Origin of the sequence: Klebsiella pneumoniae, from assembly GCF_000742135.1 — a bacterium.
Lineage (GTDB): Bacteria > Pseudomonadota > Gammaproteobacteria > Enterobacterales > Enterobacteriaceae > Klebsiella > Klebsiella pneumoniae.
Window position 1 is genome coordinate 4786337 of sequence record NZ_KN046818.1, and the last position, 24414, is coordinate 4810750.

Genomic DNA, 24414 nt, shown 5'->3' on the forward strand with positions numbered 1-24414 from the left:
CACTGCGCCTTAAAGCGGACGATAATCGCACGCTTTGGCACGCGTCTGGATTGCCTGCCTCGCACTTCAATGATTTGATGAATGAGCGATTAACGGCGACATGTTCGATTATCGCACAAATCAAACTCAACGACGCGAAGGCGACGATAATAATAAACCTCTGTCCCTCGCTCAGTCTGCCAGGAAAGCCGTATGACTAAGACAACCATCGACATTCAGGCCTTTATCAACGAGCACCCCTTCACCCGCTACCAGTGGATGATCCTTGCGCTCTGCTTTATCACCGTCGCGATGGACGGGTTCGATACCGCAATTATCGGGTTCATCGCCTCCGACCTGGTGCAAGAGTGGGGCGTGGAAAAATCGGCCCTCGGCCCGGTGATGAGCGCCGCGCTGGTGGGCCTGGCGGTCGGCGCCTTAACCGCAGGGCCGCTGGCTGACCGCATCGGCCGCAAAAAAGTGCTGATCATGTCGATCGTGGTGTTCGGCGGATTCAGCCTGCTCACCGCCTTCGCCACCAGCCTTAATCAGCTGACGCTGCTGCGCTTCCTGACCGGTCTGGGCCTTGGCGCGGCGATGCCGAATGCCGCGACGCTAATGAGTGAATATGCGCCGGAGCGCCGTCGGGCGCTGCTGGTGAACCTGATGTTTGTCGGCTTTCCGATGGGATCTTCGCTGGGCGGCTTTTTATCCGCCTGGATGATCCCGCACTATGGCTGGCAGAGCGTGCTGGTGCTGGGCGGCGTGATGCCCCTCCTGCTGGCGGTGGCATTAATATTCCTGCTGCCAGAGTCCGTCCGCTATCTGGTAGTGAAGCAGCACCCGGCGCAGCGCATTGCTGCTATCCTGCGCCATATCGCGCCGCTGCCGAAGACAGTGGAATTTGTACTACGCGAAGCGGGCCAGGTGAAAGAGAAATCCGCGATCGGCGTCATTTTCTCTCCTCGCTACGCGGTGGGTACCGTGATGCTGTGCCTGACCTACTTTATGGGCCTGCTGATTTTCTATCTGCTGACCAGCTGGCTGCCGCTGCTCATCCGTGAAACCGGCGCCTCGATGAGTCAGGCCTCAATTATCACCGCCCTGTTCCCGCTCGGCGGCGGGATTGGCGTGCTGATCCTCGGCGCCCTGATGGACAAGATCAACCCCAATAAAGTGGTGGCCGTCGGCTGGCTGCTGACCGGCGTTTTTGTCTGCCTGGTGGGCTTCTCCACCAGCAGCCTGGCGCTAATGGGAGTGATGGTCTTTATCGCCGGCAGCATTATGAACGGCGCGCAGTCGTCGATGCCGGCGCTGGCGGCTGGCTTCTATCCGACGCAGGGGCGCGCCACCGGCGTCGCCTGGATGCTGGGTATCGGCCGCTTCGGCGGCATCCTCGGCGCGTTCAGCGGCGCCTTCCTGATGCAGGCTCAGCTCTCCTTTGAGACCATTTTCACCCTGCTGGCCATCCCGGCGTTCCTGTCAGCCATTGCGCTGCTGATCAAGTACCGGGTCAGTCAATCCGTGCCGGCGACGACAGATGAGGCGAGAAGCCTGCAGAAAGCCTAACCCTATAAGCCGGCGCCCCGCGCCGGCTTTGCCGCTTTTTTCTTATCCGTTTACAAAAATTTTCGAAGCCACCTCATCGCGTTAATAATCATTCTTTTAGGCTACGCTGCCGTTTGGCTGTCGGGGCAGATTCGATAGCCTGTTGGCAAATAATCACCGACGTTACCATCCCTTGCGCCATTTTCTGACTATTCTTAATGAGCTATAGAAAAATCTTTTCCGCTGTGTGATAAAAGGAGTTCTCAATGGAATATAAAGATCCCGTGTTTGAACTGCTGAGCAGCCTGGAACACATCGTTTTTAAGGATGATAATCAGAAACTTACCTCAAACCGTAAGTCCACTGTGTTTAGTGAATTTGAGCAACTGCGTAAAGGCACTGGACTTAAGATTGACGACTTTGCCAACGTCATGGGCGTGAGCGTCGCCATGGTAAGAGAGTGGGAGTCGAGACGGGTCAGACCGTCTCCCACCGAGCTGAAATTGATGCGCCTGATTCAGGCCAATCCACAGCTTTCACGACAATTACTCGATTAATCTCGCGCGCAGCGGCAAAGGCCAGTAAGGGAGCTTTTGCCGCTGCACCGTAAAAAAAAGTTTGCTATCAGGTGCTGAACGTGCGTTAATGCTCGCAGGTTTGATGTACAGACCACAGAGCAGTCGAATAGAGCAGTCCTTCTAAGGTTATCCAAAGATACCCCCGTAGTGAACTTTCCCTTTATCGCTTTAAATCTGTAGTCCAGACCCCTACGCCGCAAGGCTCACTTATTTTTTTAAAGGTAATTCACTATGTCCGGTAAAATGACTGGTATCGTAAAATGGTTCAACGCTGACAAAGGCTTCGGCTTCATCACTCCTGACGATGGCTCTAAAGACGTGTTCGTACACTTCTCTGCTATCCAGAACGATGGCTACAAATCCCTGGACGAAGGTCAGAAAGTATCCTTCACCATCGAAAGCGGCGCTAAAGGCCCGGCAGCTGGCAACGTAACTTCTCTGTAAGTTCAAGCCGCTAAGAATCGAGAATCCCTGCCTGATGGCGGGGATTTTTTTTATCTGTCGCCAGTAGCCGCCAGCATAAGATGGCGGCTACTGGGCATTCAGAGCAGGGAAAAGTGCCAGCTCGTCTCCCGCCACGCCAGACTATGGGTCAGCTTCAGACCTTGTAAAAACGCCTCATCATGCGACACCACCAGCATCGCGCCGGGAAAGGCCGCCAGCGCGCTTTCAATAGCCTGCGTCGATGCTAAATCGAGATGGTTGGTTGGCTCATCCAACAAAAGCAGCTGGGCAGGCTCGCGTCGCCAGAGCACGCACGCCAGCGCCGCTTTCAGGCGCTCGCCGCCGCTGAGCGCCGACAGCGGCAGAGTGACCTTATCCGCGCCCAGCTGGAGCTGCGCCAGGCGGGTGCGCAGGAGGCCCTCATCCAGTGGGGTATCTTCCAGGCTCAGGTGCGCCATTACCGACAGGGATAAATCCAGCTGCGTCAGATGTTGATCGAGGTAAGCGGCGCTCACCGAAAGCCGAACATCGCCTGACGCGGCCTGCTCCAGCCCCAACAGCGTTTTCAGCAAAGTGGTTTTGCCACAGCCGTTTGGCCCCTTTAGCGCGATGCGCATCGGACCATCGATACGCCAGTTCAGCGGCGCAGCCGGCGCATGGTCGAGCTGCAATGCTTCCACCACCAGCACCTGCTTGCCGGCGGCCACTTCGCTACCCGGCAGGGTGAACATCACCGGATTGTCGTCTTCTATCCGCTCCCGCGCCTGCTGCACGGCGGCATTCAGACTGCTGTTCTGTTCACGATGCTGACGGCGCAGCGCTCCCGGGCGCTCTTTTGCCGCGCCTTTGTACTTCACGCGTTCGAAGGAGGCGATATTTAGCGTATCAACGGTACGCAGCGTCTGAGCCGAGCGCCGCTGGGCGGCGTCATGCTCCTTTTGCATTCGCGCGCGGGTGCGCCGTCGGTCGGTCACGGCATGCTCCAGCGCCGCGCGCGCGGCCTGCTGCTCCGCCATACGCTGGCGCTGATATTCATCATAGTTGCCGCCGTAGCTGCGCAGCGCCGTCGGCGTCAGCTCAATAATCCTCGGCATCCGCGTCAGCAGCTCGCGGTCGTGGCTGGCGATCAGAGCCCCGCCCTGCCAGCTTTCCAGTTGGTGATAGAGCCACTCCCGCCCCTGGCGGTCCAGATGGTTGGTAGGCTCATCCAGCAGCAGATAATCGGCGCCCGAGACGAAGGCGCCGCACAGCAGAGCCTTCATCCGCTCGCCGCCGCTGAGTGAAAACGCGGGGCGATCGGCAGAGAACGGCGGGAGATCGGCTTCACGGAACGCTAAACTCAGGCGATCGGTGAGATCCCAGTGACCATCTAACAGATCGAAATCGTCGGCCAGCCCTTGGCCCTGTTCAAGGCGAGACAAGGCGGCAAAAACCGACGCATAGCCCAGCAGCGTAGCGAGGGTGGTCTCCGGCGTGAGCGTCGGCTGCTGCGCTACCCAGGCAACGGCGGCGGCGCGCTCAATATGGCCGCCGGCAGGAGAATCAAGGCCCGCCAGCAGACGCAGCAGACGCGTCTTGCCGACGCCGTTCCGGCCGACCAGGCCGCAAAGGGACGGTTCCAGCGAGACGCTGAGCGGACCAAACAGGGTCTGTCCCGTCGCAAACTGACAGGTGACCTGATGTAAAACAAAAGCGGGGATGTGGGCGCAATGAGCCATAAGCACTCCTGAATGAAATCAATACTCCCCTACCCGCAACGTCTGCGAGGTAAGGCGTGAAATTCATCAGTCGTGTTTGTTCATTTGTGGGGCGCGCTCCGGTGAGACGAGGGATTCGTCGGGACATAGGATAGCCACACTCCGGTATGCGTTGCAAGCCTGTTTTATTCAACGATCTTGTAAAAATAAAAAGGCCTCCTGATATCAGGAGGCAAATGATTTATTTGGTGAACAATGAAAGGGTGCATTGAGAATGCCTGACACCGCAAGCATGGTGGGGATAGATCCCCACCAGATGCTCTTACTGTTTAATATCACAGGCTAAGAATGCCACCAGCTCAATATTTCCCTGCCTGCGCTGTAATTCACATAGCGAATCACGAACCATCCAGGTCAATAATAAAATAGTGAAGCAAATCACTACTAAGCCAAACAACAGATACTTTTGCGGCATTCCTCGCCTCCAGTGTTGATTTTCAACAAGTAAGAGGCTACTCTTATGGTGTTCATGCATAGGGGAGCCTCACTTTGATTACTATCAGGTGGGGCTTTTCTCTGTCTGTCTCCCGCTGAATACCTGAGACACACAGTCACAAGCACCCGCCGCCATTCTAGCGTAAATACCTCTCGGAATTATGTTTATATATTCCTAAAACATTTCTCATCGATGAATGCAAATAATGAAGATATCAATGGCAGAATTATTAACGGTTCACCTATTTATATTTCACGTATAAAAAAACCTGCCCTGAGGCAGGTCTTTATTATTACCGATACGCTTACTGCAGCAGAGAAATATCCGCCACCTGCAGGAACAGTTCACGCAGTTTGGACAGCAGCGTCAGACGGTTGATGCGAACATCTTTGTCTTCAGCGTTAACCATCACGTTCTCGAAGAACTCATCCACCGGCTCGCGCAGCGCGGCCAGCTCGATCAGCGCATCCTGATAACGGCCTGCGGCGAAATACGGCTGCAGCTTGTCGCGCAGCACCACCAGATTACCCGCCAGCTTAATTTCCGCCGCTTCTTTCAGCACCGAAGCGTGAACGATGTCGTTCAGCGTCTCATCGGATTTCGCGAGGATGTTAGAGACACGTTTGTTTGCCGCCGCCAGCGCGGAGGACTCTTCCAGAGTACGGAAGTGCGATACCGCCTTCATACGCGCATCGAAATCCGCCGGGCGGGTTGGACGACGCGCCAGTACCGCCTGGATCGTGTCGACGCCGTAGCCTTCGTCCTGATACCAGGCACGGAAGCGGCCCAGCATAAAGTCGATCACATCATCAACCACGTTGGCGTTGGTCAGCTTCTCACCGTACAGACGAACCGCTTCTTCGGTCAGCGTCTGCAGATCGAGATCCAGGTTCTTCTCAACGATGATACGCAGCACGCCCAGCGCGGCGCGACGCAGCGCAAACGGGTCTTTATCGCCTTTCGGATGCTGACCGATACCAAAGATACCCGCCAGGGTGTCCATCTTATCGGCAATCGCTACCGCGCAGGCCACCGGATTAGACGGCAGCGCGTCGCCAGCAAATCGCGGCTGATACTGCTCGTTCAGCGCCACGGCCACGTCTTCCGCTTCGCCGTCATGGCGCGCGTAGTGCATCCCCATCACGCCCTGGGTGTCGGTGAACTCGAAGACCATGTTGGTCATCAGGTCGCACTTGGACAGCAGGCCCGCGCGGGTTGCGTGGTTCACGTCAGCGCCAATCTGTTCGGCAATCCAGCCCGCCAGCGCCTGGATGCGATCGGTCTTGTCGCGCAGGGTGCCCAGCTGCTGCTGGAACAGCACGGTTTCCAGACGCGGCAGGTTATCTTCCAGACGTTTTTTACGGTCGGTATTGAAGAAGAACTCGGCATCGGCCAGACGCGGACGGACCACCTTCTCGTTACCGGAGATGATCTGCTGCGGATCTTTGGACTCGATGTTGGCCACGAAGATAAAGTTCGGCAGCAGTTTGCCGGCGTTGTCGTAGACCGGGAAGTACTTCTGGTCGCCCTTCATGGTGTAAACCAGCGCTTCAGACGGCACCGCGAGGAATTTTTCTTCGAACTTCGCCGTCAGCACCACCGGCCATTCCACCAGCGAGGTGACCTCTTCCAGCAGGCTTTCGCTCAGATCGGCTTGACCGCCAATCTTACGCGCCGCCTCTTGCGCATCAGCTTTGATTTTGGCTTTACGCTGTTCGTAATCGGCGATGACTTTACCGCGCTCCAGCAGGATCTGCGGGTACTGGTCGGCATGGTCGATGGTGAACTCCGGCTCGCCCATAAAGCGATGCCCGCGAATCACGCGATCGGACGGAATACCGAGGATAGTGGCCGGGATCACTTTGTCACCCAGCAGCAAAGTCACCGTGTGTACCGGACGCACGAAGTGGACGTCAGACGCGCCCCAGCGCATCAGTTTCGGGATCGGTAGCTTCGCCAGCGAGCTGGCAATCATGTTCGGCAGCAGCGCTTCGGTGCTTTCACCCTTCACATGGGCGCGATACAGCAGCCACTCGCCTTTGTCCGTGGTCAGACGTTCGGCCTGATCGACGGTGATACCGCAGCCGCGCGCCCAGCCTTCGGCCGCTTTGCTTGGCTTGCCTTCGGCATCGAACGCCTGGGCAACAGCCGGGCCGCGTTTTTCCACTTCGCGATCGGCTTGCGCCGCCGCCAGGTTGGCCACCTTCAGCGCCAGACGACGCGGGGCGGCAAACCATTCCACTTTACCGTGCGCAAGGCCAGCGTTATCCAGCTCCGCGGTCACATTCGCAGCAAAAGATTCCGCCAGGCTGCGCAGCGCTTTTGGTGGCAGCTCTTCAGTGCCGATTTCCACCAGAAAAGTATTCTCAGACATGGCCGCCTCTTATTTATTCTTGTTGCACATCGGGAAGCCGAGCGCTTCACGGGAAGCGTAGTACGCTTCCGCCACTGCTTTAGTCAGGGTGCGAATGCGCAGGATATAGCGCTGACGCTCGGTGACGGAGATGGCTTTACGCGCATCCAGCAGGTTGAAGCTGTGAGCCGCTTTCAGAATACGCTCGTAGGCCGGCAGCGGCAGCGGGGTCTCCAGCGCCAGCAGCTGCTGGGCCTCTTTCTCATACTGTTCGAAGCAGGTGAACAGGAAGTCGACGTCGGCATATTCGAAGTTATAGGTGGACTGCTCCACTTCGTTCTGGTGGAACACGTCGCCGTAGGTGGTTTTCCCCAGCGGGCCATCGCTCCAGACCAGGTCATAGACGCTGTCCACACCCTGGATGTACATCGCCAGACGCTCCAGACCGTAGGTGATCTCGCCGGTCACCGGCTTACACTCGAGGCCGCCGACCTGCTGGAAGTAGGTGAACTGCGTCACTTCCATGCCGTTGAGCCACACTTCCCAGCCCAGACCCCAGGCGCCCAGCGTCGGGTTTTCCCAGTTGTCTTCGACAAAGCGAATGTCGTGGATAGTCGGGTCCATACCCAGCTCTTTCAGCGACCCGAGGTACAGCTCCTGGATGTTGTCCGGAGAGGGTTTAATCACCACCTGGAACTGATAGTAGTGCTGTAAACGGTTCGGGTTTTCGCCATAGCGGCCATCGGTTGGACGACGGGAAGGCTGTACGTAGGCGGTCGCCATCGGCTCCGGTCCTAACGCGCGCAGGCAGGTCATCGGGTGAGAGGTGCCGGCGCCGACTTCCATGTCCAGTGGTTGAACAATGGTGCAGCCCTGACGAGCCCAGTAATCCTGTAAGGTCAGGATCAGGCCCTGGAAGGTCCTGGTATCAAACTTTTGCATATGATTTCGTGCTGGATACGTGTGGATTTAAAGGAAGGAGTCAGTATACCCGCTGGCTGCGAGATATACAGTACGAAACGGCGTTGTTTCAGGAAAACGGACGAAATTTACGCCAGGCGGGGTCGATTCAGCGCATCGAAAGATGCATAAACTGGCCGTCCGGGTCAAAGGAACAGATGAAACGCTCATTCTTGCCGGTACGGCCAGAAAGCTCATAGCTCGCCTGGAATTGTTCAAAGTGGTTCACGTCAACGAGCTGCGTTTGCGTGTTATAGCGGATAGCCGCCTGATCCTTGCAAAGCTGCGCCATATTGAGCGTGGTTTGCGGCGTAATACGAGCGCGCTGCGCTTTTTGCGTCGGCGGGGAGACGGTCTCGCTGCAGCCCGCGAGGAGCAGCACCAGCATGACGGAAACAACACCTTTCACTACGTTCTCCTCCACCGCCTTGTTAGCAAGTTGTTATCTTAAAGATTCAGTATTACAGGTATTTTGCGAATATCATGAAACTGCGACAAGTCTGTGACCGAAAACTCAGACTAATCTATTGCGACACCGGGAAACCGGGCAGGTCATATCTTATTTCGCCAGCAGACATTGAGGGACTGATGCAAGAAAAGATACACTGGATCACCAACCTGCGCGGCATCGCCTGCATGATGGTGGTGATGATCCACAGCACCAGCTGGTATATCACTCACCCCCATGCGATTACCCTGCTGCAATGGGATATCGCCAATCTGCTCAATTCCGCCTCCCGCGTCAGCGTGCCGCTGTTTTTTATGATCTCGGGCTACCTCTTTTTTGGGGAACGCAGCGCCCAGCCGCGCCATTTCTGGCGGATTGGCCTGTGCATTGCGTTCTATAGCGCGCTATCTCTGCTGTATATCACGCTGTTTACCCATATCAACGTCGAGCTGTCGTTAAAGAATTTGCTGCAGAAGCCTGTCTTCTACCACCTGTGGTTTTTCTTTGCTATCGCCGTCATCTACCTGCTCTCGCCGCTGATTCAGGTTAAGTCCACCAGTAGCACAATGCTGCTGGCGCTGATGGCGATCCTCGGCATTCTGGCCAACCCCAATATGGTCAGCGTTAAAGCCGCCGGGATTGAGTGGCTGCCAGTCAACCTCTATATCAACGGCGACACCTTCTACTACGTGCTCTACGGCGTGCTGGGCAGAGCCATTGGCACCCTGGACACCGATAAAAAATGGCTAACACCGCTCTGCGCCGCGCTGTTCATCGCCGCCGTGTGGGTCATTTCCCGCGGCACGCTGCATGAGCTGCGCTGGCGCGGAGACTTCGGCGACACCTGGTATCTCTACTGCGGACCGGCGGTGTTTGTTTGCGCGGTCACCCTGCTGACGCTGGCCAAAAACTGGCTTAACGCGCGTCCCCTGCCCGGTATCGCCTGCATTGCGCGACATTCGCTGGGGATCTACGGCTTTCATGCCCTGATAGTGCATGCGCTGCGCGCCAGCCATCTGGAGCTATCCCGCTGGCCGCTGCTGGATATTGTGTGGATATTTAGCGCCGCCCTGCTCGGCAGCCTGCTGCTGTCAGGCCTGGTGCAGCGGATTGATAGCCGCCGGCTGGTCAGCTAACGGTCCGCCGCCCGGAGGGGCCCGACTTACGTCTCAGGCCCCTCTTCCGTCACGCTGAGAGGTTCCCGTAAGCGCGTCGGGTCCCAGACATCACGCACGTTTTTCTGTACCGCAACAGCGCCAAACAGGCTCAAAAAATACGCCAGCCCATAGAACCCTTTCTCGCTGAGCAGCAGAGTGGCATTCCACAGTCCGATAACCAGCAGACCTACAGCGATAACGAAGACCACCAGACAGGTGGTGTAGTACAGCGCGGTGGTCGGAATGGCTTCATACTTATCGCGCACCGTCTTTTGATAAGATGCCGCGGCAAACAGCCCCAGTACCAGGACGGCAAAATAATAGCCTTTCTCATTCAACTGCATATCGGCATTCCACAGCCCCACCAGATAGGTGACAATGCCGCCGATCAGGGCAATCCAGGAGATCAAATGAAACGCAGGAGAATACGTCGCGTGCTTGTTTTCCATCACTTTTTACCTTTTACGCGCCTCGGGGCGGCGCTTATTCCGTTTTTTGCATCGCGCGGGCGATGCGGGTCCGTTCGGGGGTTGCCGATGCGCCATATAAGCAGACAAACCATGCCGCGATATAGACGGCTTTTTCATGCCAGTCTGCCGGTACATACCAGGCGCCGACCAGCAGCAGGCCGACCGATAGCAGCAGCACCAGCCGGCATAAGGCAATAAAACCGTCGTCCTGTTCCTGCCACTGACTGGCGCGCTGATGGGCGAGAACAGCAAACATCCCCATCACCAGCACGCCGAGAAAATACCCTTTGCCGCTGAACAGCGGGCAGGTCCGCCAGATACCGAGCAGATAAACCAGCGATCCTGTCGCCATCATCCCCCTGGCAATATTGCGTTTTGTGATCATCTCACCTCCCTGGTCGACAGGGGCTGATTATGACCGACTCCCTCGGCGATGCCTCAGATTACGTACGACAAAGCGGAGATTTCGGAATAAATAAATACGCATTTATGGATGGATGTAGCCGGGACATTCAGGAAGGGAATCCGCCCGGCGCTGCCGGACGGACTGAGGCTAAGACATCAGCGGTTTCAGTTGCTGATAAATCTGGCGGAAGGTTTCCCGCTGCGGCGCATAGTGGGCCACACGGCGATCGTCTGGGCGATGGGCTTGTTCAAGCGGCAGCGGCTTCAGCAGCCCGGGGCGGTCTGCCTCGTCGTGAACCGCCAGCTGCGCCAGCCTGGCCGCCCCCAGCGCCGGGCCAACATCGCCCCCGGTACGGTAATCGAGCTGCAGGCCGCTGATATCCGCCAGCATTTGCCGCCAGTAAGCGCTGCGCGCCCCGCCGCCGATAAGCGTGATGCTCTGCGGCTTGATGCCGCAGGCGTGCACCACGTCCATACCATCCGCCAGCGCATAGCCCACCCCTTCCAGCACCGCCCGCGCCAGCTCTGCCGGCCCATGCTGATGCGTCAGGCCAAAAAAGACGCCCTTGGCCTGCGGGTTGTTGTGCGGCGTGCGTTCGCCCGACAGATAGGGCAGGAACCACACCGGACCGGCGCTTTCATCCGCCGTCTGCGCCGCCGCGATCAGCGCCGGCACGCTGGCGAGACCGGTTAATTTTGCCGCCCAGTCCAGACAGGAGGCCGCGCTGAGCATCACCGACATCAAATGCCAGCGGCCCGGCAGGGCATGGCAGAAGCTGTGCACCGCGCTTTCGGGTTTGCTAAGGAACCCTTCACTGACGGCGAAGTAGACGCCTGAGGTGCCCAGCGACAGCATCGCCTGACCGGCATCGGCCATGCCGACCCCGACCGCGCCCGCGGCGTTGTCGCCCCCGCCGCCCACCACCAGCGCCGGCGGCATATTCCACGCCTGCGCCACCTCAGGTCGCAGTTGCCCGGTGACGTCGCTGCCTTCGAACAGCGCTGGCATCGCATCCCGACTGAGATCGCAGGCGGCGAGCATCTCGTCGCTCCAGTCGCGCCGGGCGACGTCCAGCCACATCGTGCCGGCGGCGTCAGACATATCGCTGGCGAGCTCGCCGGTCATGCGCAGGCGCAGATAATCCTTGGGCAGCAGCACTTTATCGACCTGGCTGAACACTGCCGCCTCGTGCCGCTGTACCCATAAGAGCTTCGGCGCCGTAAAGCCCGGCATCATCAGGTTGCCGGTGATCTGCCTGGAAGCGCTGACTTTGTCTTCCAGCAGCTGGCACTCTTCGGCGCAGCGGCCGTCATTCCATAAAATGGCCGGACGCAGCACCTGTAACGATTTATCCAGTAGGGTGGCGCCGTGCATCTGCCCGGCAATGCCCAGCGCCTTCACGTCGCGCAGGCTATGCTGCGCGCCCAGGGCTTTCATCGCCGTGTCCGTCGCCAGCCACCACTGTTCGGGATCTTGCTCCGACCACAGCGGATGCGGACGCGAGACGGTGAGTTTTTCGGTATGCGATGCCACTACCTCACCCTGCTCATTGAGCAGGATGGCTTTGACGCCCGACGTCCCCAGATCGATGCCGATATACATACTCCCTCTCCTTAAACGCGCGCCACGGCTGAGCGTGGCGCGAACAGAGCATCCTGGTTGCGGCGCCGGTCACCCCGGGCGCCGCCGCATGATTACTTGTCAAACAGATAATGGTTGACCAGGTTTTCCAGTTGTTCCTGCTGGCCGCTGCGATGCTGCGGCGCCAGCTGATGCTGAGCGGCATACTGGGCAATATCGCTCAGGGTCATCTGCCCGTTAAGGATCTGCTGCCCCAGCTCACCGTTCCAGCCGGCGTAGCGTCTGGCCACGCGCTTATCCAGTTCGCCGTCCTCGATCATCCGCGCCGCGACCTTCAGCGATAGCGCCATGGTATCCATCGCGCCAATATGACCATAGAACAGATCGTATTTGTCGGTGCTCTGCCGGCGCACTTTCGCATCAAAGTTGAGCCCGCCGGTGGTGAAGCCGCCCGCTTTGAGGATTTCATACATCACCAGCGCGTTCTCTTCGACGCTGTTCGGGAACTGGTCGGTATCCCAGCCCAGCTGCGGATCGCCGCGGTTGGCGTCAACGGAGCCGAACAGCCCCAGCGCAATGGCCGTCGCAATTTCATGATGGAACGAATGGCCGGCGAGCGTGGCATGGTTAGCTTCAATATTCAGTTTAATCTCTTTTTCCAGACCAAACTGTTTGAGGAAGCCGTAAACGGTAGAGGCATCATAGTCATACTGATGCTTGGTCGGCTCCTGCGGTTTGGGCTCAATCAGCAGCGTGCCTTTAAAGCCGATTTTATGCTTATGCTCCACCACCAGCTGCATAAAGCGGCCAATCTGCTCACGCTCCTGGCGCAGGTCGGTATTCAGCAGGGTTTCATAGCCCTCGCGACCGCCCCACAGCACATAGTTTTCACCGCCCAGTTGATGGGTGGCATTCATGGCGGTGACCACCTGGGTGGCCGCCCAGCTAAATACTTCCGGATCCGGGTTGGTGGCCGCGCCGGCGCCGTAGCGCGGGTTGGTAAAGCAGTTTGCGGTCCCCCACAGAAGCTTCACGCCGCTCTGCTGCTGTTTCTCAGCCAGCACCTCGACCATCCGGGCGAAGTTATTGCTGTACTCCTTGAGCGAAGCGCCTTCCGGCGAGACGTCAACGTCGTGGAAGCAGTAGTAAGGCACGTTGAGTTTATGGAAGAATTCGAACGCCACATCGGCTTTGCGTTTGGCCATCTCCAGGGCGTCGCCAGGCTGCTGCCAGGGACGATCAAAGGAGCCCACGCCAAACATATCGGCGCCATTCCAGCAGAAGGTGTGCCAGTAACAGGCCGCAAAACGCAGATGATCTTCCATCCGTTTGCCCAGCACCAGTTCATCCGGGTTGTAATGACGGAAAGCCAGCGGGTTAGTGGATTTCGGGCCTTCGTAACGAACGCGATCGAGTTGATCGAAATAGGTCTGCATAGAGAACTCCATATTCAGAGATGCGGCGAATAACCAATCAGATACCCTAAATAATTCGAGTTGCAGGAAGGCGGCAGGAGCGCGAGTCCCCGGTAACCGGGGGCGGAGCAACGAATGTCACCAACCCACCTACAACTTGAAGTATGACGGGTTTAAGCCAATATAGAATTTCGCTTTCATTTTCCTCAATTACGTTATTTCACACCGCCATTGAGAGAATCCACAAACGTGCGCCAGCTCGCAAAAATAATATCCAGTCACCGTTGCGCCGCTTTGTCAGAGACAGTCCAGTGCAATAATAAGAGCGTGCATGAATAAAATACGATCGCCGTCATAATTTGCACATTAAACGAAATTTCATAACGGCAAAATAAGAACCGGTAATTGCCAGCCCTGCTTTCCGCGTTAAGAATCTGTAACGTATCCGCAACCTCATGTATCAAACATTATTTTCCGTTCGTCTTACCTACCCTTACAAAAAAGGTATCGTTATTATGAAGATAAAGAACCTTTGCCTTACGCTTTGCGCCAGCTCCCTCCTGCTCGCCAGCATGGCGGGGATGGCGAAAGAAGTGAAGATTGGCATGGCCATCGACGATCTGCGTCTGGAGCGCTGGCAGAAAGACCGTGATATTTTCGTCAATAAAGCGGAATCCTTAGGCGCCAAAGTTTTTGTCCAGTCCGCTAATGGCAATGAAGAAACGCAGATGTCGCAAATTGAAAACATGATCAACCGCGGCGTCGATGTGTTAGTCATTATTCCTTATAACGGCCAGGTACTCAGTAACGTTATTAAAGAAGCCAAGCAGGAAGGTATTAAAGTCCTGGCCTATGACCGTATGATTAATAATGCCGACATTGATTTCTATATATCTTTCGATAATGAAAAAGTTGGTGAAATGCAGGCGCAAAGTCTGGTCGACAAAGTGCCGCAGGGTAATTATTTCCTGATGGGCGGTTCGCCGGTGGATAATAACGCTAAACTGTTCCGCGCCGGACAGATGAAGGTTCTCAAGCCGTATGTCGATGATGGCAAAATTAAGATTGTCGGCGATCAGTGGGTTGACGGCTGGCTGCCGGAGAACGCGCTGAAAATAATGGAAAACGCGCTAACGGCGAATAATAACAAGATCGATGCCGTGGTCGCCTCCAATGACGCCACCGCCGGCGGCGCCATCCAGGCCTTAACCGCCCAGGGGCTGGCCGGCAAAGTGGCGATCTCCGGTCAGGATGCCGACCTGGCGGGCGTGAAGCGCATTATTTCCGGTACCCAGACGATGACCGTCTATAAACCGATTACCACCCTGGCCACCAACGCCGCTGAAATCGCCGTTGAGCTGGGTAACGATAAGCAGCCGAAGGCCGATACCACGCTGAATAACGGCTTAAAAGACGTCCCTTCGCGCCTGTTAACGCCAATTGAGGTAAATAAAGAGAATATCGACGCCACGGTGATTAAAGACGGTTTCCATAAAAAGAGTGAACTGTAATGGCTGACGCCCCGCTGCGGGGCGTCATTTTCATCCCGCCGGATATCACTGTTGCGGAGTCTTTATGACCTGGCTACTCGAAATGAAGAACATCACCAAAACCTTCGGCGCTGTTAAAGCCGTGGATAACGTCAGCCTGCGCCTGAACGCAGGCGAGGTGGTCTCGTTATGCGGTGAAAATGGGTCGGGGAAATCGACGCTGATGAAGGTGCTGTGCGGTATCTATCCGCACGGAAGCTATGAGGGCGAGATTATTTTTGCCGGCGAAACGCTGCAGGCAAACCATATTCGCGATACCGAACGCAAAGGCATCGCCATTATTCATCAGGAGCTGGCGCTGGTGAAACATCTCACCGTGCTGGAGAATATTTTCCTCGGCGCCGAGATATCCCGCCATGGTCTGCTGGATTATGAAACCATGACGCTGCGCTGTCAGAAGCTGTTGGCGCAGGTCAATCTGCCCATTTCCCCCGATACCCGCGTCGGCGACCTCGGCCTTGGTCAGCAGCAGTTGGTGGAGATCGCCAAGGCGCTGAATAAACAGGTTCGCCTGCTGATCCTCGACGAACCGACCGCCTCCTTAACCGAACAAGAAACCGCGACGCTGCTGGCGATCGTTCGCGATCTGCAAAACCACGATATCGCCTGCATCTATATCTCGCATAAGCTCAATGAGGTCAAAGCGATCTCCGATACGATCTGCGTGATCCGCGACGGCCAGCACATCGGCACCCGCGATGCCAGCGGCATGAGCGAAGACGATATCATCACCATGATGGTCGGCCGCGAGCTCACCGCGCTCTATCCCAGCGAGCCGCACGCCCACGGCGAGGAGATCCTGCGGGTTGAACATTTAACCGCCTGGCACCCGGTAAACCGCCATATTAAACGGGTCAATGACGTCTCATTTTCCCTGCGTCGCGGAGAAATCCTCGGCATCGCCGGGCTGGTCGGCGCCGGACGTACCGAGGCGGTACAGTGCCTGTTCGGCGTCTGGCCGGGGCGCTGGCAAGGGGAGATCTTTATTGATGGCCAGCCGGTGAGCATCTCTAACTGCCAGCAGGCCATTGCCCACGGCATCGCCATGGTGCCGGAAGACCGCAAAAAAGACGGCATCGTGCCGGTGATGGCGGTGGGCAAAAACATTACCCTCGCGGCGCTCAACCAGTTCACCGGCGCAATGAGTAGCCTGGACGACGCCGCCGAGCAGCACTGCATTCAGCAGTCCATTCAGCGTTTGAAAATTAAAACCTCCTCGCCGGAGTTGGCGATTGGCCGTCTGAGCGGCGGCAACCAGCAAAAGGCGATTCTGGCGCGCTGTCTGCTGCTCAATCCGCGCATTCTGATCCTCGACGAACCCACCCGTGGCATCGATATCGGGGCGAAGTATGAAATTTATAAACTGATTAACCAGCTGGTGCAGCAGGGCATCGCGGTCATTGTCATTTCATCCGAACTGCCCGAGGTGCTCGGTCTCAGCGATCGGGTGCTGGTCATGCACGAAGGCAGACTAAAAGCCAATTTGGTTAATCAACATCTGACCCAGGAACAGGTGATGGAAGCCGCGCTGAGGAGCGAACGCCATGTCGAAGAACACGTCGTCTGAAATCAAACTCACCCCAACCGCCCCCGCGGCCCTGCCGGCGCTGAAGGGGCTGAATCTCCAGGTCTTCGTGATGATCGCCGCCATCGTCGTCATTATGCTGTTTTTCACCTGGGTTACCGATGGCGCCTACCTGAGCGCACGCAATATCTCCAACCTGCTGCGGCAGACGGCCATCACCGGCATCCTCGCCGTCGGCATGGTGTTTGTGATTATTTCGGCAGAAATCGACCTCTCCGTTGGCTCGATGATGGGGCTGCTGGGCGGCGCTGCGGCGATCTTTGACGTCTGGCTCGGCTGGCCGCTGCCGCTCACCATTCTGGTGACGCTGGTGATGGGCCTGCTGCTCGGGGCGTGGAACGGATGGTGGGTAGCCTATCGCAAAGTGCCCTCGTTTATCGTCACCCTTGCCGGGATGCTGGCGTTTCGCGGCATTCTGATCGGCATCACCAACGGGACCACCGTCTCGCCCACCAGTCCGGCGATGTCGCAGATCGGCCAAAGCTACCTGCCAGACGGCATCGGCTTCGGCATCGGCGTTGTCGGCATGGCGGTGTTTATCGTCTGGCAGTGGCGCGGGCGGATGCGCCGGCAGGCGTTAGGTCTGGCGACCTCGTCCTCCACCGCCGCCGTCGGCCGCCAGGCCATTACCGCGGTGATTGTGCTGGGCGCAATCTGGCTGCTCAATGACTATCGCGGCGTACCAACCCCGGTGCTGATCCTCGCCGCCCTGCTGCTGGCGGGCCTGTTTATGGCCACCCGCACCGCCTTTGGTCGCCGCATCTACGCCATCGGCGGCAACCTGGAGGCGGCCCGTCTGTCCGGGATTAACGTCGAGCGTACCAAGCTGGCGGTGTTTGCCATTAACGGCCTGATGGTCGCCATTGCCGGGCTAATCCTCAGCTCACGGCTCGGCGCGGGGTCGCCTTCGGCGGGCAATATCGCCGAACTGGACGCCATCGCCGCCTGCGTCATCGGCGGCACCAGCCTGGCGGGCGGCATCGGCAGCGTCGCCGGGGCGGTAATGGGGGCGTTTATTATGTCGGCCCTGGATAACGGTATGAGCATGATGGACGTCGCCACCTTCTGGCAATATATCGTTAAAGGCGCCATTTTGCTGCTGGCGGTGTGGATGGACTCTGCCACCAAGCGGCGCGCATAAGGAGAGACTCTCTGAAGAATGTCTGAATTCTTTGCGCTACCGCCAAACTTCGCCATAAGGCGCTTGAAATATCTCGGGCATTAGCCGGTAGTGTATACCCAACATCATTCGGGTTGCAGACGGCGCCCCCGGCCGCGTACCGGCGTACGTGGCCGGGATGAGTGGTAAGTCAGGCCATCGGCAACATCTTGAATGAAGGGGTATGACCGGGGTTAGAGCAGGAACATTATCTATGTTTGAAAAGCGTCACCGTATTACGCTGTTATTTAACGCCAACAAAGCTTATGACCGCCAGGTAGTTGAAGGTGTCGGCGAGTATCTGCAGGCCTCCCAGTTGGAATGGGATATCTTTATTGAAGAGGACTTTCGGGCACGCATCGAAAACATCAAAGAGTGGTTGGGCGATGGCGTTATCGCCGACTATGACGATCCCGAAATCGAAAAGCTGCTGGCCGATGTCCACGTGCCCATCGTCGGCGTCGGCGGATCTTATCATCAGCCAGAGCAGTACCCGCCGGTCCACTATATCGCCACCGACAACGCCGCGCTGGTGGAAAGCGCTTTTCTCCATTTGAAGGAAAAAGGGGTGCACCGCTTCGCGTTTTACGGACTCCCCGCCTCCAGCGGTAAACGCTGGGCGGTAGAGCGCGAGTATGCCTTCTGCCAGCTGGTCGCGAAGGAGAAGTATCGCGGCGTGGTCTACCAGGGGCTGGAGACAGCGCCGGAGAACTGGCAGCACGCGCAAAACCGGCTCGCCGACTGGCTGCAAACCCTGCCGCCGCAAACCGGCATCATCGCCGTCACCGACGCCCGTGCCCGCCACGTCCTGCAGGCCTGCGAGCTGCTGCATATCCCGGTGCCAGAGAAACTGTGCGTTATCGGCATCGATAACGAGGAGCTAACCCGCTATCTCTCTCGCGTCGCCCTCTCCTCTGTCGCCCAGGGCACCCGCCAGATGGGTTATCAGGCGGCAAAATTACTCCACCGGCTGTTGAATAACGAGGCCCTCCCGCTGCAACGCCAGCTGATCCCGCCGATGCGCGTCGTTGAGCGACGCTCCACCGACTACCGGTCGTTAAACGATCCCTCCGTGATACAGGCGATGCATTACATTCGCAACAATGCCTGCAAAGGCATCAAGGTGGAACAGGTGCTCGACGCCGTGGGCATCTCTCGCTCTAATCTGGAAAAACGCTTCAAAGAGGAGGTCGGGGAGACCATCCACACGGTGATCCACAGCGAAAAACTGGAAAAGGCGCGCAGCCTGCTGGTGTCCACTAGTCTGTCGATCAATGAGATTTCGCAGATGTGCGGCTATCCGTCGCTGCAATATTTCTATTCGGTGTTTAAGAAGGAGTACGACGTGACGCCGAAGGAGTACCGCGATCGGCACAGCGAGGTGATGCTGTAGGGTAAAAAAATGCCCGGCGACAAGGCCGGGCATCCGGATTACAGATGGGCGGCGATGAGCCGCTGATTGTCCTGATACATCGCGAAGAGATAGTTGTTGTAGCTCGACCCTTTGGTCGAATACCCCTTCAGCTTATGGATCATGGTGCTGGCAGTTACTTCCTGATCCGCCTTGCGCAGCTGCAGGCGCGACTTGCGGAAAGAAGAATAGGCCGGGTGGGTGTTCAGGTTTGTTACGTAAGCCTGCACCGACTGCTCTACCGACTCAAACTGCGAGTAACCTTTCATCGCGCCGCGGCAGCGACCGGCGCCGCACTTCATGCCGAACAGGTTGTTATTCTCGCGCGCCAGCCTGGAGGTACCCCAGCCACTTTCCGCCGCCGCCATGGTCGCCACCATGCTGTTCGGAATAATGTCGACACGCTCAAGCAGCGCGTTCCAGGGCACATGACGCGTATTGCCTGACCACTTCACCTTATAACGGGAAGCGATATCCTTCAGGCGCGCCTTCTCAGTCGGCGACCAGCGAGCATCGTACTGCTTGGAAATAAGCCAGTTACGATCCGCAGTAATCGCCTGATTCTGCTTGGTAATATAAGGCATGACCGTCCGGAGAAACGCTTTTTTCCTTGGTGTTCCGGAAGGGTATTTTCGCAAGTCAGGAAGTGAACTGCTCTTTACACTATTGCGAGAATACTCTTGTTTACTGCTTACCTTAGTACTACTTATCTTCTTTACCGTTGGGGCTTTATGACTCTTTGTCGCTGTGTGCGTTGTCGCCAACACACTACCTGAAAAGATGCAGGTTAGTAACATAAGTATGGCGGCCCCATATCGTCGTATGGGATTCGATATCATCAGGTCTCCTGGTCGGATATATGCATTCCAACACCTTGTTTTTCACAAAAAAACGATAGCTGAATCGCTAATAGTATCAAAAATACGCACTGAGGGCATCAACAGAAATAGTCCAATTCCGAATTGCTGTCATCTGAAATCGGTTTCTGCGGCGCATCGCCAGCGCGAAAATGCTAGCTTCGTCTCATTTTTAGCCTATTTTTTGAGCGGTGTCACTCACCCCTTTTCATCCTCCTGGTAAAACGCGCGTCAGGAGGAGTTCACCCGCGCGGCGACAAGGCACACTAGATAAAAACCGCTCACAGGATCTCGCAATGAAACTCGCTGCGCTTGCCACGTTATTCGTGCCTGGGATGGCCTTTGCCGCCTGGACTACCACCGACTTTCCTGCTTTTACCGAAGAAGGGACCGGCCGATTCATCAGCCAGAAAGTGGTTGAGAAGGGTACACGTCCCCTGCAGCTAAATTTTGACCAGCAGTGCTGGCAGCCTTCCGGCGGCATTAAGCTCAACCAGATGCTGTCCATGGAGCCCTGTCGCGGCACACCGCCGCAATGGCGCATCTTCCGCCAGGGTCTGTATACCCTGGAGGTGGATACCCGTTCCGGCACGCCAACGATGATGATTTCGCTGGAGGAAAAAGAGACCAGCGCCGCGGCGCCGCAGATCCGCCAGTGTCCGAAGTGGGACGGAAAACCGCTGACCATCGACGTCAGCAAAACCTTCGCCGAGGGCAGCAAGGTCCGCGATTTCTACAGCGGCAATGTCGCGACCGTCAGCGGCGGCAAAATCACCCTGCAGCCCGCCTTCGGCAGCAATGGACTGCTGCTGCTTGAGCGCGCCGAGACCGCCGCCCCGGCGCCGTTTGACTGGCACAATGCCACCGTCTACTTCGTCCTGACCGATCGCTTCGTAAACGGTAACCCGGCCAACGACAACAGCTATGGTCGCCATAAAGACGGCATGCAGGAGATCGGCACCTTCCACGGCGGGGACCTGCAGGGATTAACCAGCAAGCTGGATTATCTGCAGCAGATGGGAGTTAACGCCCTGTGGATCAGCTCCCCGCTCGAGCAGATCCACGGCTGGGTCGGCGGCGGCACGAAGGGCGATTTCCCTCACTACGCCTACCACGGCTATTACACCCAGGACTGGTCGAAACTGGACGCCAACATGGGGACCGAAGCGGATCTCCGCCGACTGGTGGATGAAGCGCATAAGCGCGGAATACGTATTCTGTTCGACGTGGTGATGAACCATGCCGGCTACGCCACCCTGGCCGATATGCAGGAGTTCCAGTTCGGCTCCCTGTATCTGCAAGGAGATGAGCTGAAAAAAACTCTCGGCGAGCGCTGGACGGACTGGAAGCCGGGCGCGGGACAGACCTGGCACAGCTTTAACGACTATATCAACTTCAGCGACAAAGCCGGGTGGGAGAAATGGTGGGGTAAGAAGTGGATCCGCACCGATATCGGCGATTACGACAATCCGGGCTATGACGATCTCACCATGTCGCTGGCCTTCCTGCCGGACCTGAAAACCGAATCGAAGGAGGTCTCAGGCCTGCCGAACTTCTATAACCATAAACCAGACACCGCAGCGAAAGCGATCCCGGGCTATACGCCGCGCGACTATCTGACACACTGGCTGAGCCAGTGGGTACGTGACTACGGCATCGATGGCTTCCGCGTCGATACCGCCAAACATGTGGAGATGGACGCCTGGCAGCAGTTAAAAACCCAGGCCACCGCCGCGCTGGCGGAGTGGAAGAAAGCCAATCCGGATAAAGCGCTGGATGCGGCGCCGTTCTGGATGACCGGCGAAGCGTGGGGACATGGAGTGATGCAGAGCGATTATTATCGCCACGGTTTTGATGCGATGATCAATTTCGACTACCAGGACCAGGCGGCGAAAGCGGCGACCTGTATGGCCAATATTGACCTCACCTGGCAGCAAATGGCGGACAAGCTGCAGAGCTTTAACGTCCTGAGCTACCTCTCCTCGCACGATACGCGGCTGTTCCGCGAAGGCGGCACCACCGCGGCGGAGCTACTGCTGCTGGCCCCTGGCGCCGTGCAGATTTTCTATGGCGACGAATCATCGCGCCCGTTCGGCCCCACCGGCTCGGACCCGCTGCAGGGCACCCGCTCGGAGATGAACTGGCAGGATGTCAACGGCAAGGCGGCCCGCAGCGTTACCCACTGGCAGAAGATCGGCCAGTTCCGCGCTCGCCATCCGGCAATCGGCATGGGCAAACAGACAACGCTGTCGATGCCGCGTGGTTACGGGTTCGTGCGTGAGAGCGGTGAAGACAAAGTGATGGTCATCTGGGCCGGGCAGCAGCAGTAATCCACATGTGGCTCTCCGCCCTGCGGGGAGCCACCATTTAGAACAAAATGCTAACAAAATAGCAATATACAGGATAAAGATAAAAACCCGCCTCCTCCCGCCGATTTGCACCACGCCAGCGCTGGCGTTATGGTTAGCCACTTTCCAGAACCACCGATAGACTATTCGCGATGACATTTTCCCTTTTCGGCGACAAATTCACCCGTCATTCAGGCATCACCCGCTTGATGGAAGACCTTAATGACGGTCTGCGCACGCCGGGCGCTATTATGCTGGGCGGCGGCAACCCCGCTCAGATCCCGGAAATGAATGACTACTTCCAGCAGCTGCTGGCCGACATGCTGGATAATGGCAAAGCCCTTGATGCGCTTTGTAATTATGATGGTCCACAGGGCAAAAGCGAGCTGCTGGCTCTGCTGGCGAACATGCTGCGCGACGAGCTGGGCTGGGAGATCGAACCACAGAATATTGCGCTAACAAACGGCAGTCAGAGCGCATTTTTCTACTTATTTAATCTGTTTGCAGGCCGTCGGGCAGATGGCACCACGCGTAAGGTACTGTTCCCACTGACGCCGGAATATATCGGCTACGCCGATGCCGGTCTGGAAGAGGATCTGTTCGTTGCCACCCGGCCGAACATCGAACTGCTGCCGGAAGGCCAGTTTAAGTACCATGTTGATTTTGAGCATCTGCAGGTGACGGAAGAGACCGGGATGATCTGCGTCTCGCGCCCCACCAACCCGACCGGCAACGTCATCACTGATGAAGAGCTGATCAAACTGGATGCGCTGGCGAATCAGCACGGGGTCCCGCTGGTGATTGATAACGCCTACGGCGTGCCGTTCCCGGGCATTATCTTTAGCGACGCCCGACCGCTGTGGAATCCGAACATCGTGCTGTGTATGAGCCTGTCCAAGCTGGGCCTGCCGGGCAGCCGCTGCGGGATTATCATCGCCAACGAAAAAATCATCACCGCCATCAGCAACATGAACGGCATTATCAGCCTCGCCCCTGGCGGCATCGGGCCGGCAATGATGTGCGAAATGATTAAACGACAGGATCTGCTGCGCCTGTCAGAGACGGTGATCAAGCCCTTCTATTACCAGCGGGTGCAGGAAACCATCGCCATTATTCGCCGCTATCTGCCGGAGGAGCGCTGCCTTATTCACAAACCGGAGGGGGCAATCTTCCTCTGGCTGTGGTTTAAGGATCTGCCGATCTCCACCGAGCTGCTGTATCAGCGGCTGAAAAAGCGCGGCGTGCTGATGGTGCCGGGGGATTACTTCTTCCCTGGTCTGGATAAACCGTGGCCGCACACCCACCAGTGTATGCGCATGAACTATGTACCGGACCCGCAAAAAATCGAAGCCGGAGTGAAAATCCTCGCCGAAGAGGTTGAATTTGCCTGGCGCGAACAGGAAGCATAGTCTCGGACGCCGCGGGCGGGTAACGTTCGTCAGCGACCCCATTCACGCCAGCGCCAGCCGCTGGCGTTTTTGCGCGCATAGCGCTTCCAGCTCTGCGGGAACCATCACCCGCAGCGCCTGCGTCGGGCAGGCGGCCACGCAGGCCGGTCCTTCGGCGCGGTGATGGCATAGATCGCATTTCAGCGCCTGCGCCTGCTGGTTCATTACCGTAACGGTCATCGCGCCGTACGGGCAGGCCACCATGCAGCTTTTGCAGCCGATGCAGCGCCGCTGGTCGACCCACCAGACGTCATTGTCGCGCTGAATCGCCCCCTGTGGGCAAACGCTGGCGCAGGGCGCATCCTCGCACTGCCGACAGGCCATCGCCGTCGATATGTCACCGCTTTTCACCACCCGGATACGCGGCGCGAAATGGTTCGTCGACAGGGCGGCGACATCCTGCGCCTGCTGGTGCGCCACCGCGCAGGCCACTTCGCAGGTACGACAGCCGATGCACCGCTGGGCATTGGCAATAAGAAACTGGTTCATCCTCTGCTCCCTGGGGATAAAACCGCAGGGTGCCA

General features: G+C 57.4%; 21 protein-coding genes. 10 read left to right on the plus strand and 11 right to left on the minus strand.

What is annotated here, in order from left to right; translation table 11 throughout:
* Positions 1 to 192: 192 nt before the first annotated feature.
* From DR88_RS03355 to cspE, 3 genes are all read left to right on the plus strand, one after another.
* Entirely contained in the window at positions 193 to 1548 is a 1356-nt protein-coding gene (locus DR88_RS03355; protein WP_004150147.1) for an MFS transporter, read from the plus strand.
* 245 nt (positions 1549 to 1793) lie between these two features.
* Complete coding sequence (locus DR88_RS03350; protein ID WP_002921931.1) at positions 1794 to 2084, plus strand: HTH-type transcriptional regulator; 291 nt, start codon at positions 1794 to 1796, stop codon at positions 2082 to 2084.
* Between the two features lie 252 nt (positions 2085 to 2336).
* Positions 2337 to 2549, plus strand: a complete 213-nt coding sequence (gene cspE, locus DR88_RS03345; RefSeq protein ID WP_000014594.1) for a transcription antiterminator/RNA stability regulator CspE — start codon at positions 2337 to 2339, stop codon at positions 2547 to 2549.
* 98 nt (positions 2550 to 2647) lie between these two features.
* On the opposite strand, the gene DR88_RS03340 is transcribed toward cspE, so the two are convergent.
* From DR88_RS03340 to DR88_RS03325, 5 genes are all read right to left on the minus strand, one after another.
* Positions 2648 to 4267, minus strand: coding sequence for an ATP-binding cassette domain-containing protein (locus DR88_RS03340; RefSeq protein WP_004150151.1), 1620 nt, complete (start codon positions 4265 to 4267; stop codon positions 2648 to 2650).
* A gap of 301 nt (positions 4268 to 4568) precedes the next feature.
* Positions 4569 to 4721: a type I toxin-antitoxin system toxin HokA gene (gene hokA, locus DR88_RS0126705; protein WP_002922102.1), complete on the minus strand. Its 153-nt coding sequence runs from the start codon at positions 4719 to 4721 to the stop codon at positions 4569 to 4571.
* 325 nt (positions 4722 to 5046) lie between these two features.
* Positions 5047 to 7116 carry a glycine--tRNA ligase subunit beta gene (glyS, locus tag DR88_RS03335; protein ID WP_004150153.1) on the minus strand — a complete coding sequence of 690 codons (2070 nt, stop codon included), beginning with the start codon at positions 7114 to 7116 and terminating at the stop codon, positions 5047 to 5049.
* Positions 7117 to 7125: 9 nt separating this feature from the next.
* On the minus strand, positions 7126 to 8037 hold the full coding sequence (gene glyQ / locus DR88_RS03330; protein WP_002922128.1) for a glycine--tRNA ligase subunit alpha: 912 nt from the start codon (positions 8035 to 8037) through the stop codon (positions 7126 to 7128).
* 127 nt (positions 8038 to 8164) lie between these two features.
* A complete protein-coding gene (locus DR88_RS03325; RefSeq protein ID WP_002922129.1) occupies positions 8165 to 8464 on the minus strand; it encodes a YsaB family lipoprotein in 300 nt (99 codons plus the stop codon).
* A gap of 179 nt (positions 8465 to 8643) precedes the next feature.
* Between DR88_RS03325 and DR88_RS03320 the strand changes: the two genes are divergently transcribed.
* Positions 8644 to 9639: an acyltransferase gene (locus DR88_RS03320; protein ID WP_004145225.1), complete on the plus strand. Its 996-nt coding sequence runs from the start codon at positions 8644 to 8646 to the stop codon at positions 9637 to 9639.
* 26 nt (positions 9640 to 9665) lie between these two features.
* Here DR88_RS03320 and yiaA read toward each other — a convergent pair whose 3' ends face one another.
* From yiaA to xylA, 4 genes are all read right to left on the minus strand, one after another.
* Positions 9666 to 10112 carry an inner membrane protein YiaA gene (gene yiaA, locus DR88_RS03315; protein ID WP_004188180.1) on the minus strand — a complete coding sequence of 149 codons (447 nt, stop codon included), beginning with the start codon at positions 10110 to 10112 and terminating at the stop codon, positions 9666 to 9668.
* Positions 10113 to 10143: 31 nt separating this feature from the next.
* Complete coding sequence (yiaB, locus tag DR88_RS03310) at positions 10144 to 10515, minus strand: inner membrane protein YiaB (protein ID WP_002922133.1); 372 nt, start codon at positions 10513 to 10515, stop codon at positions 10144 to 10146.
* A gap of 168 nt (positions 10516 to 10683) precedes the next feature.
* Positions 10684 to 12138, minus strand: coding sequence for a xylulokinase (xylB, locus tag DR88_RS03305; RefSeq protein ID WP_004150156.1), 1455 nt, complete (start codon positions 12136 to 12138; stop codon positions 10684 to 10686).
* Positions 12139 to 12230: 92 nt separating this feature from the next.
* Positions 12231 to 13553, minus strand: a complete 1323-nt coding sequence (xylA, locus tag DR88_RS03300; protein WP_002922139.1) for a xylose isomerase — start codon at positions 13551 to 13553, stop codon at positions 12231 to 12233.
* A gap of 494 nt (positions 13554 to 14047) precedes the next feature.
* Here xylA and xylF point away from each other — a divergent pair, with 494 nt between their 5' ends.
* The 4 genes from xylF to xylR all read left to right on the plus strand — a co-directional run bounded on the left by xylF (position 14048) and on the right by xylR (position 19219).
* A complete protein-coding gene (xylF, locus tag DR88_RS03295; RefSeq protein WP_004152040.1) occupies positions 14048 to 15043 on the plus strand; it encodes a D-xylose ABC transporter substrate-binding protein in 996 nt (331 codons plus the stop codon).
* Between the two features lie 64 nt (positions 15044 to 15107).
* On the plus strand, positions 15108 to 16649 hold the full coding sequence (locus DR88_RS03290; protein WP_002922346.1) for a xylose ABC transporter ATP-binding protein: 1542 nt from the start codon (positions 15108 to 15110) through the stop codon (positions 16647 to 16649).
* Entirely contained in the window at positions 16627 to 17808 is a 1182-nt protein-coding gene (xylH, locus tag DR88_RS03285; protein ID WP_002922349.1) for a xylose ABC transporter permease XylH, read from the plus strand. Before DR88_RS03290 ends, xylH begins: the two co-directional genes overlap by 23 nt.
* A 232-nt stretch (positions 17809 to 18040) precedes the next feature.
* Positions 18041 to 19219 carry a D-xylose utilization transcriptional activator XylR gene (xylR, locus tag DR88_RS03280; RefSeq protein ID WP_002922351.1) on the plus strand — a complete coding sequence of 393 codons (1179 nt, stop codon included), beginning with the start codon at positions 18041 to 18043 and terminating at the stop codon, positions 19217 to 19219.
* A 38-nt stretch (positions 19220 to 19257) separates the two neighbouring features.
* Here xylR and DR88_RS03275 read toward each other — a convergent pair whose 3' ends face one another.
* Positions 19258 to 20076: a protein bax gene (locus DR88_RS03275; RefSeq protein ID WP_004188166.1), complete on the minus strand. Its 819-nt coding sequence runs from the start codon at positions 20074 to 20076 to the stop codon at positions 19258 to 19260.
* Positions 20077 to 20390: 314 nt separating this feature from the next.
* Here DR88_RS03275 and DR88_RS03270 point away from each other — a divergent pair, with 314 nt between their 5' ends.
* Both DR88_RS03270 and avtA read left to right on the plus strand, forming a co-directional pair.
* Entirely contained in the window at positions 20391 to 22424 is a 2034-nt protein-coding gene (locus tag DR88_RS03270) for an alpha-amylase (RefSeq protein WP_004145234.1), read from the plus strand.
* Between the two features lie 170 nt (positions 22425 to 22594).
* Positions 22595 to 23851 carry a valine--pyruvate transaminase gene (gene avtA, locus DR88_RS03265; protein WP_002922359.1) on the plus strand — a complete coding sequence of 419 codons (1257 nt, stop codon included), beginning with the start codon at positions 22595 to 22597 and terminating at the stop codon, positions 23849 to 23851.
* Positions 23852 to 23893: 42 nt separating this feature from the next.
* On the opposite strand, the gene DR88_RS03260 is transcribed toward avtA, so the two are convergent.
* Positions 23894 to 24379, minus strand: coding sequence for a 4Fe-4S dicluster domain-containing protein (locus DR88_RS03260; protein ID WP_002922360.1), 486 nt, complete (start codon positions 24377 to 24379; stop codon positions 23894 to 23896).
* Positions 24380 to 24414: the final 35 nt, after the last annotated feature.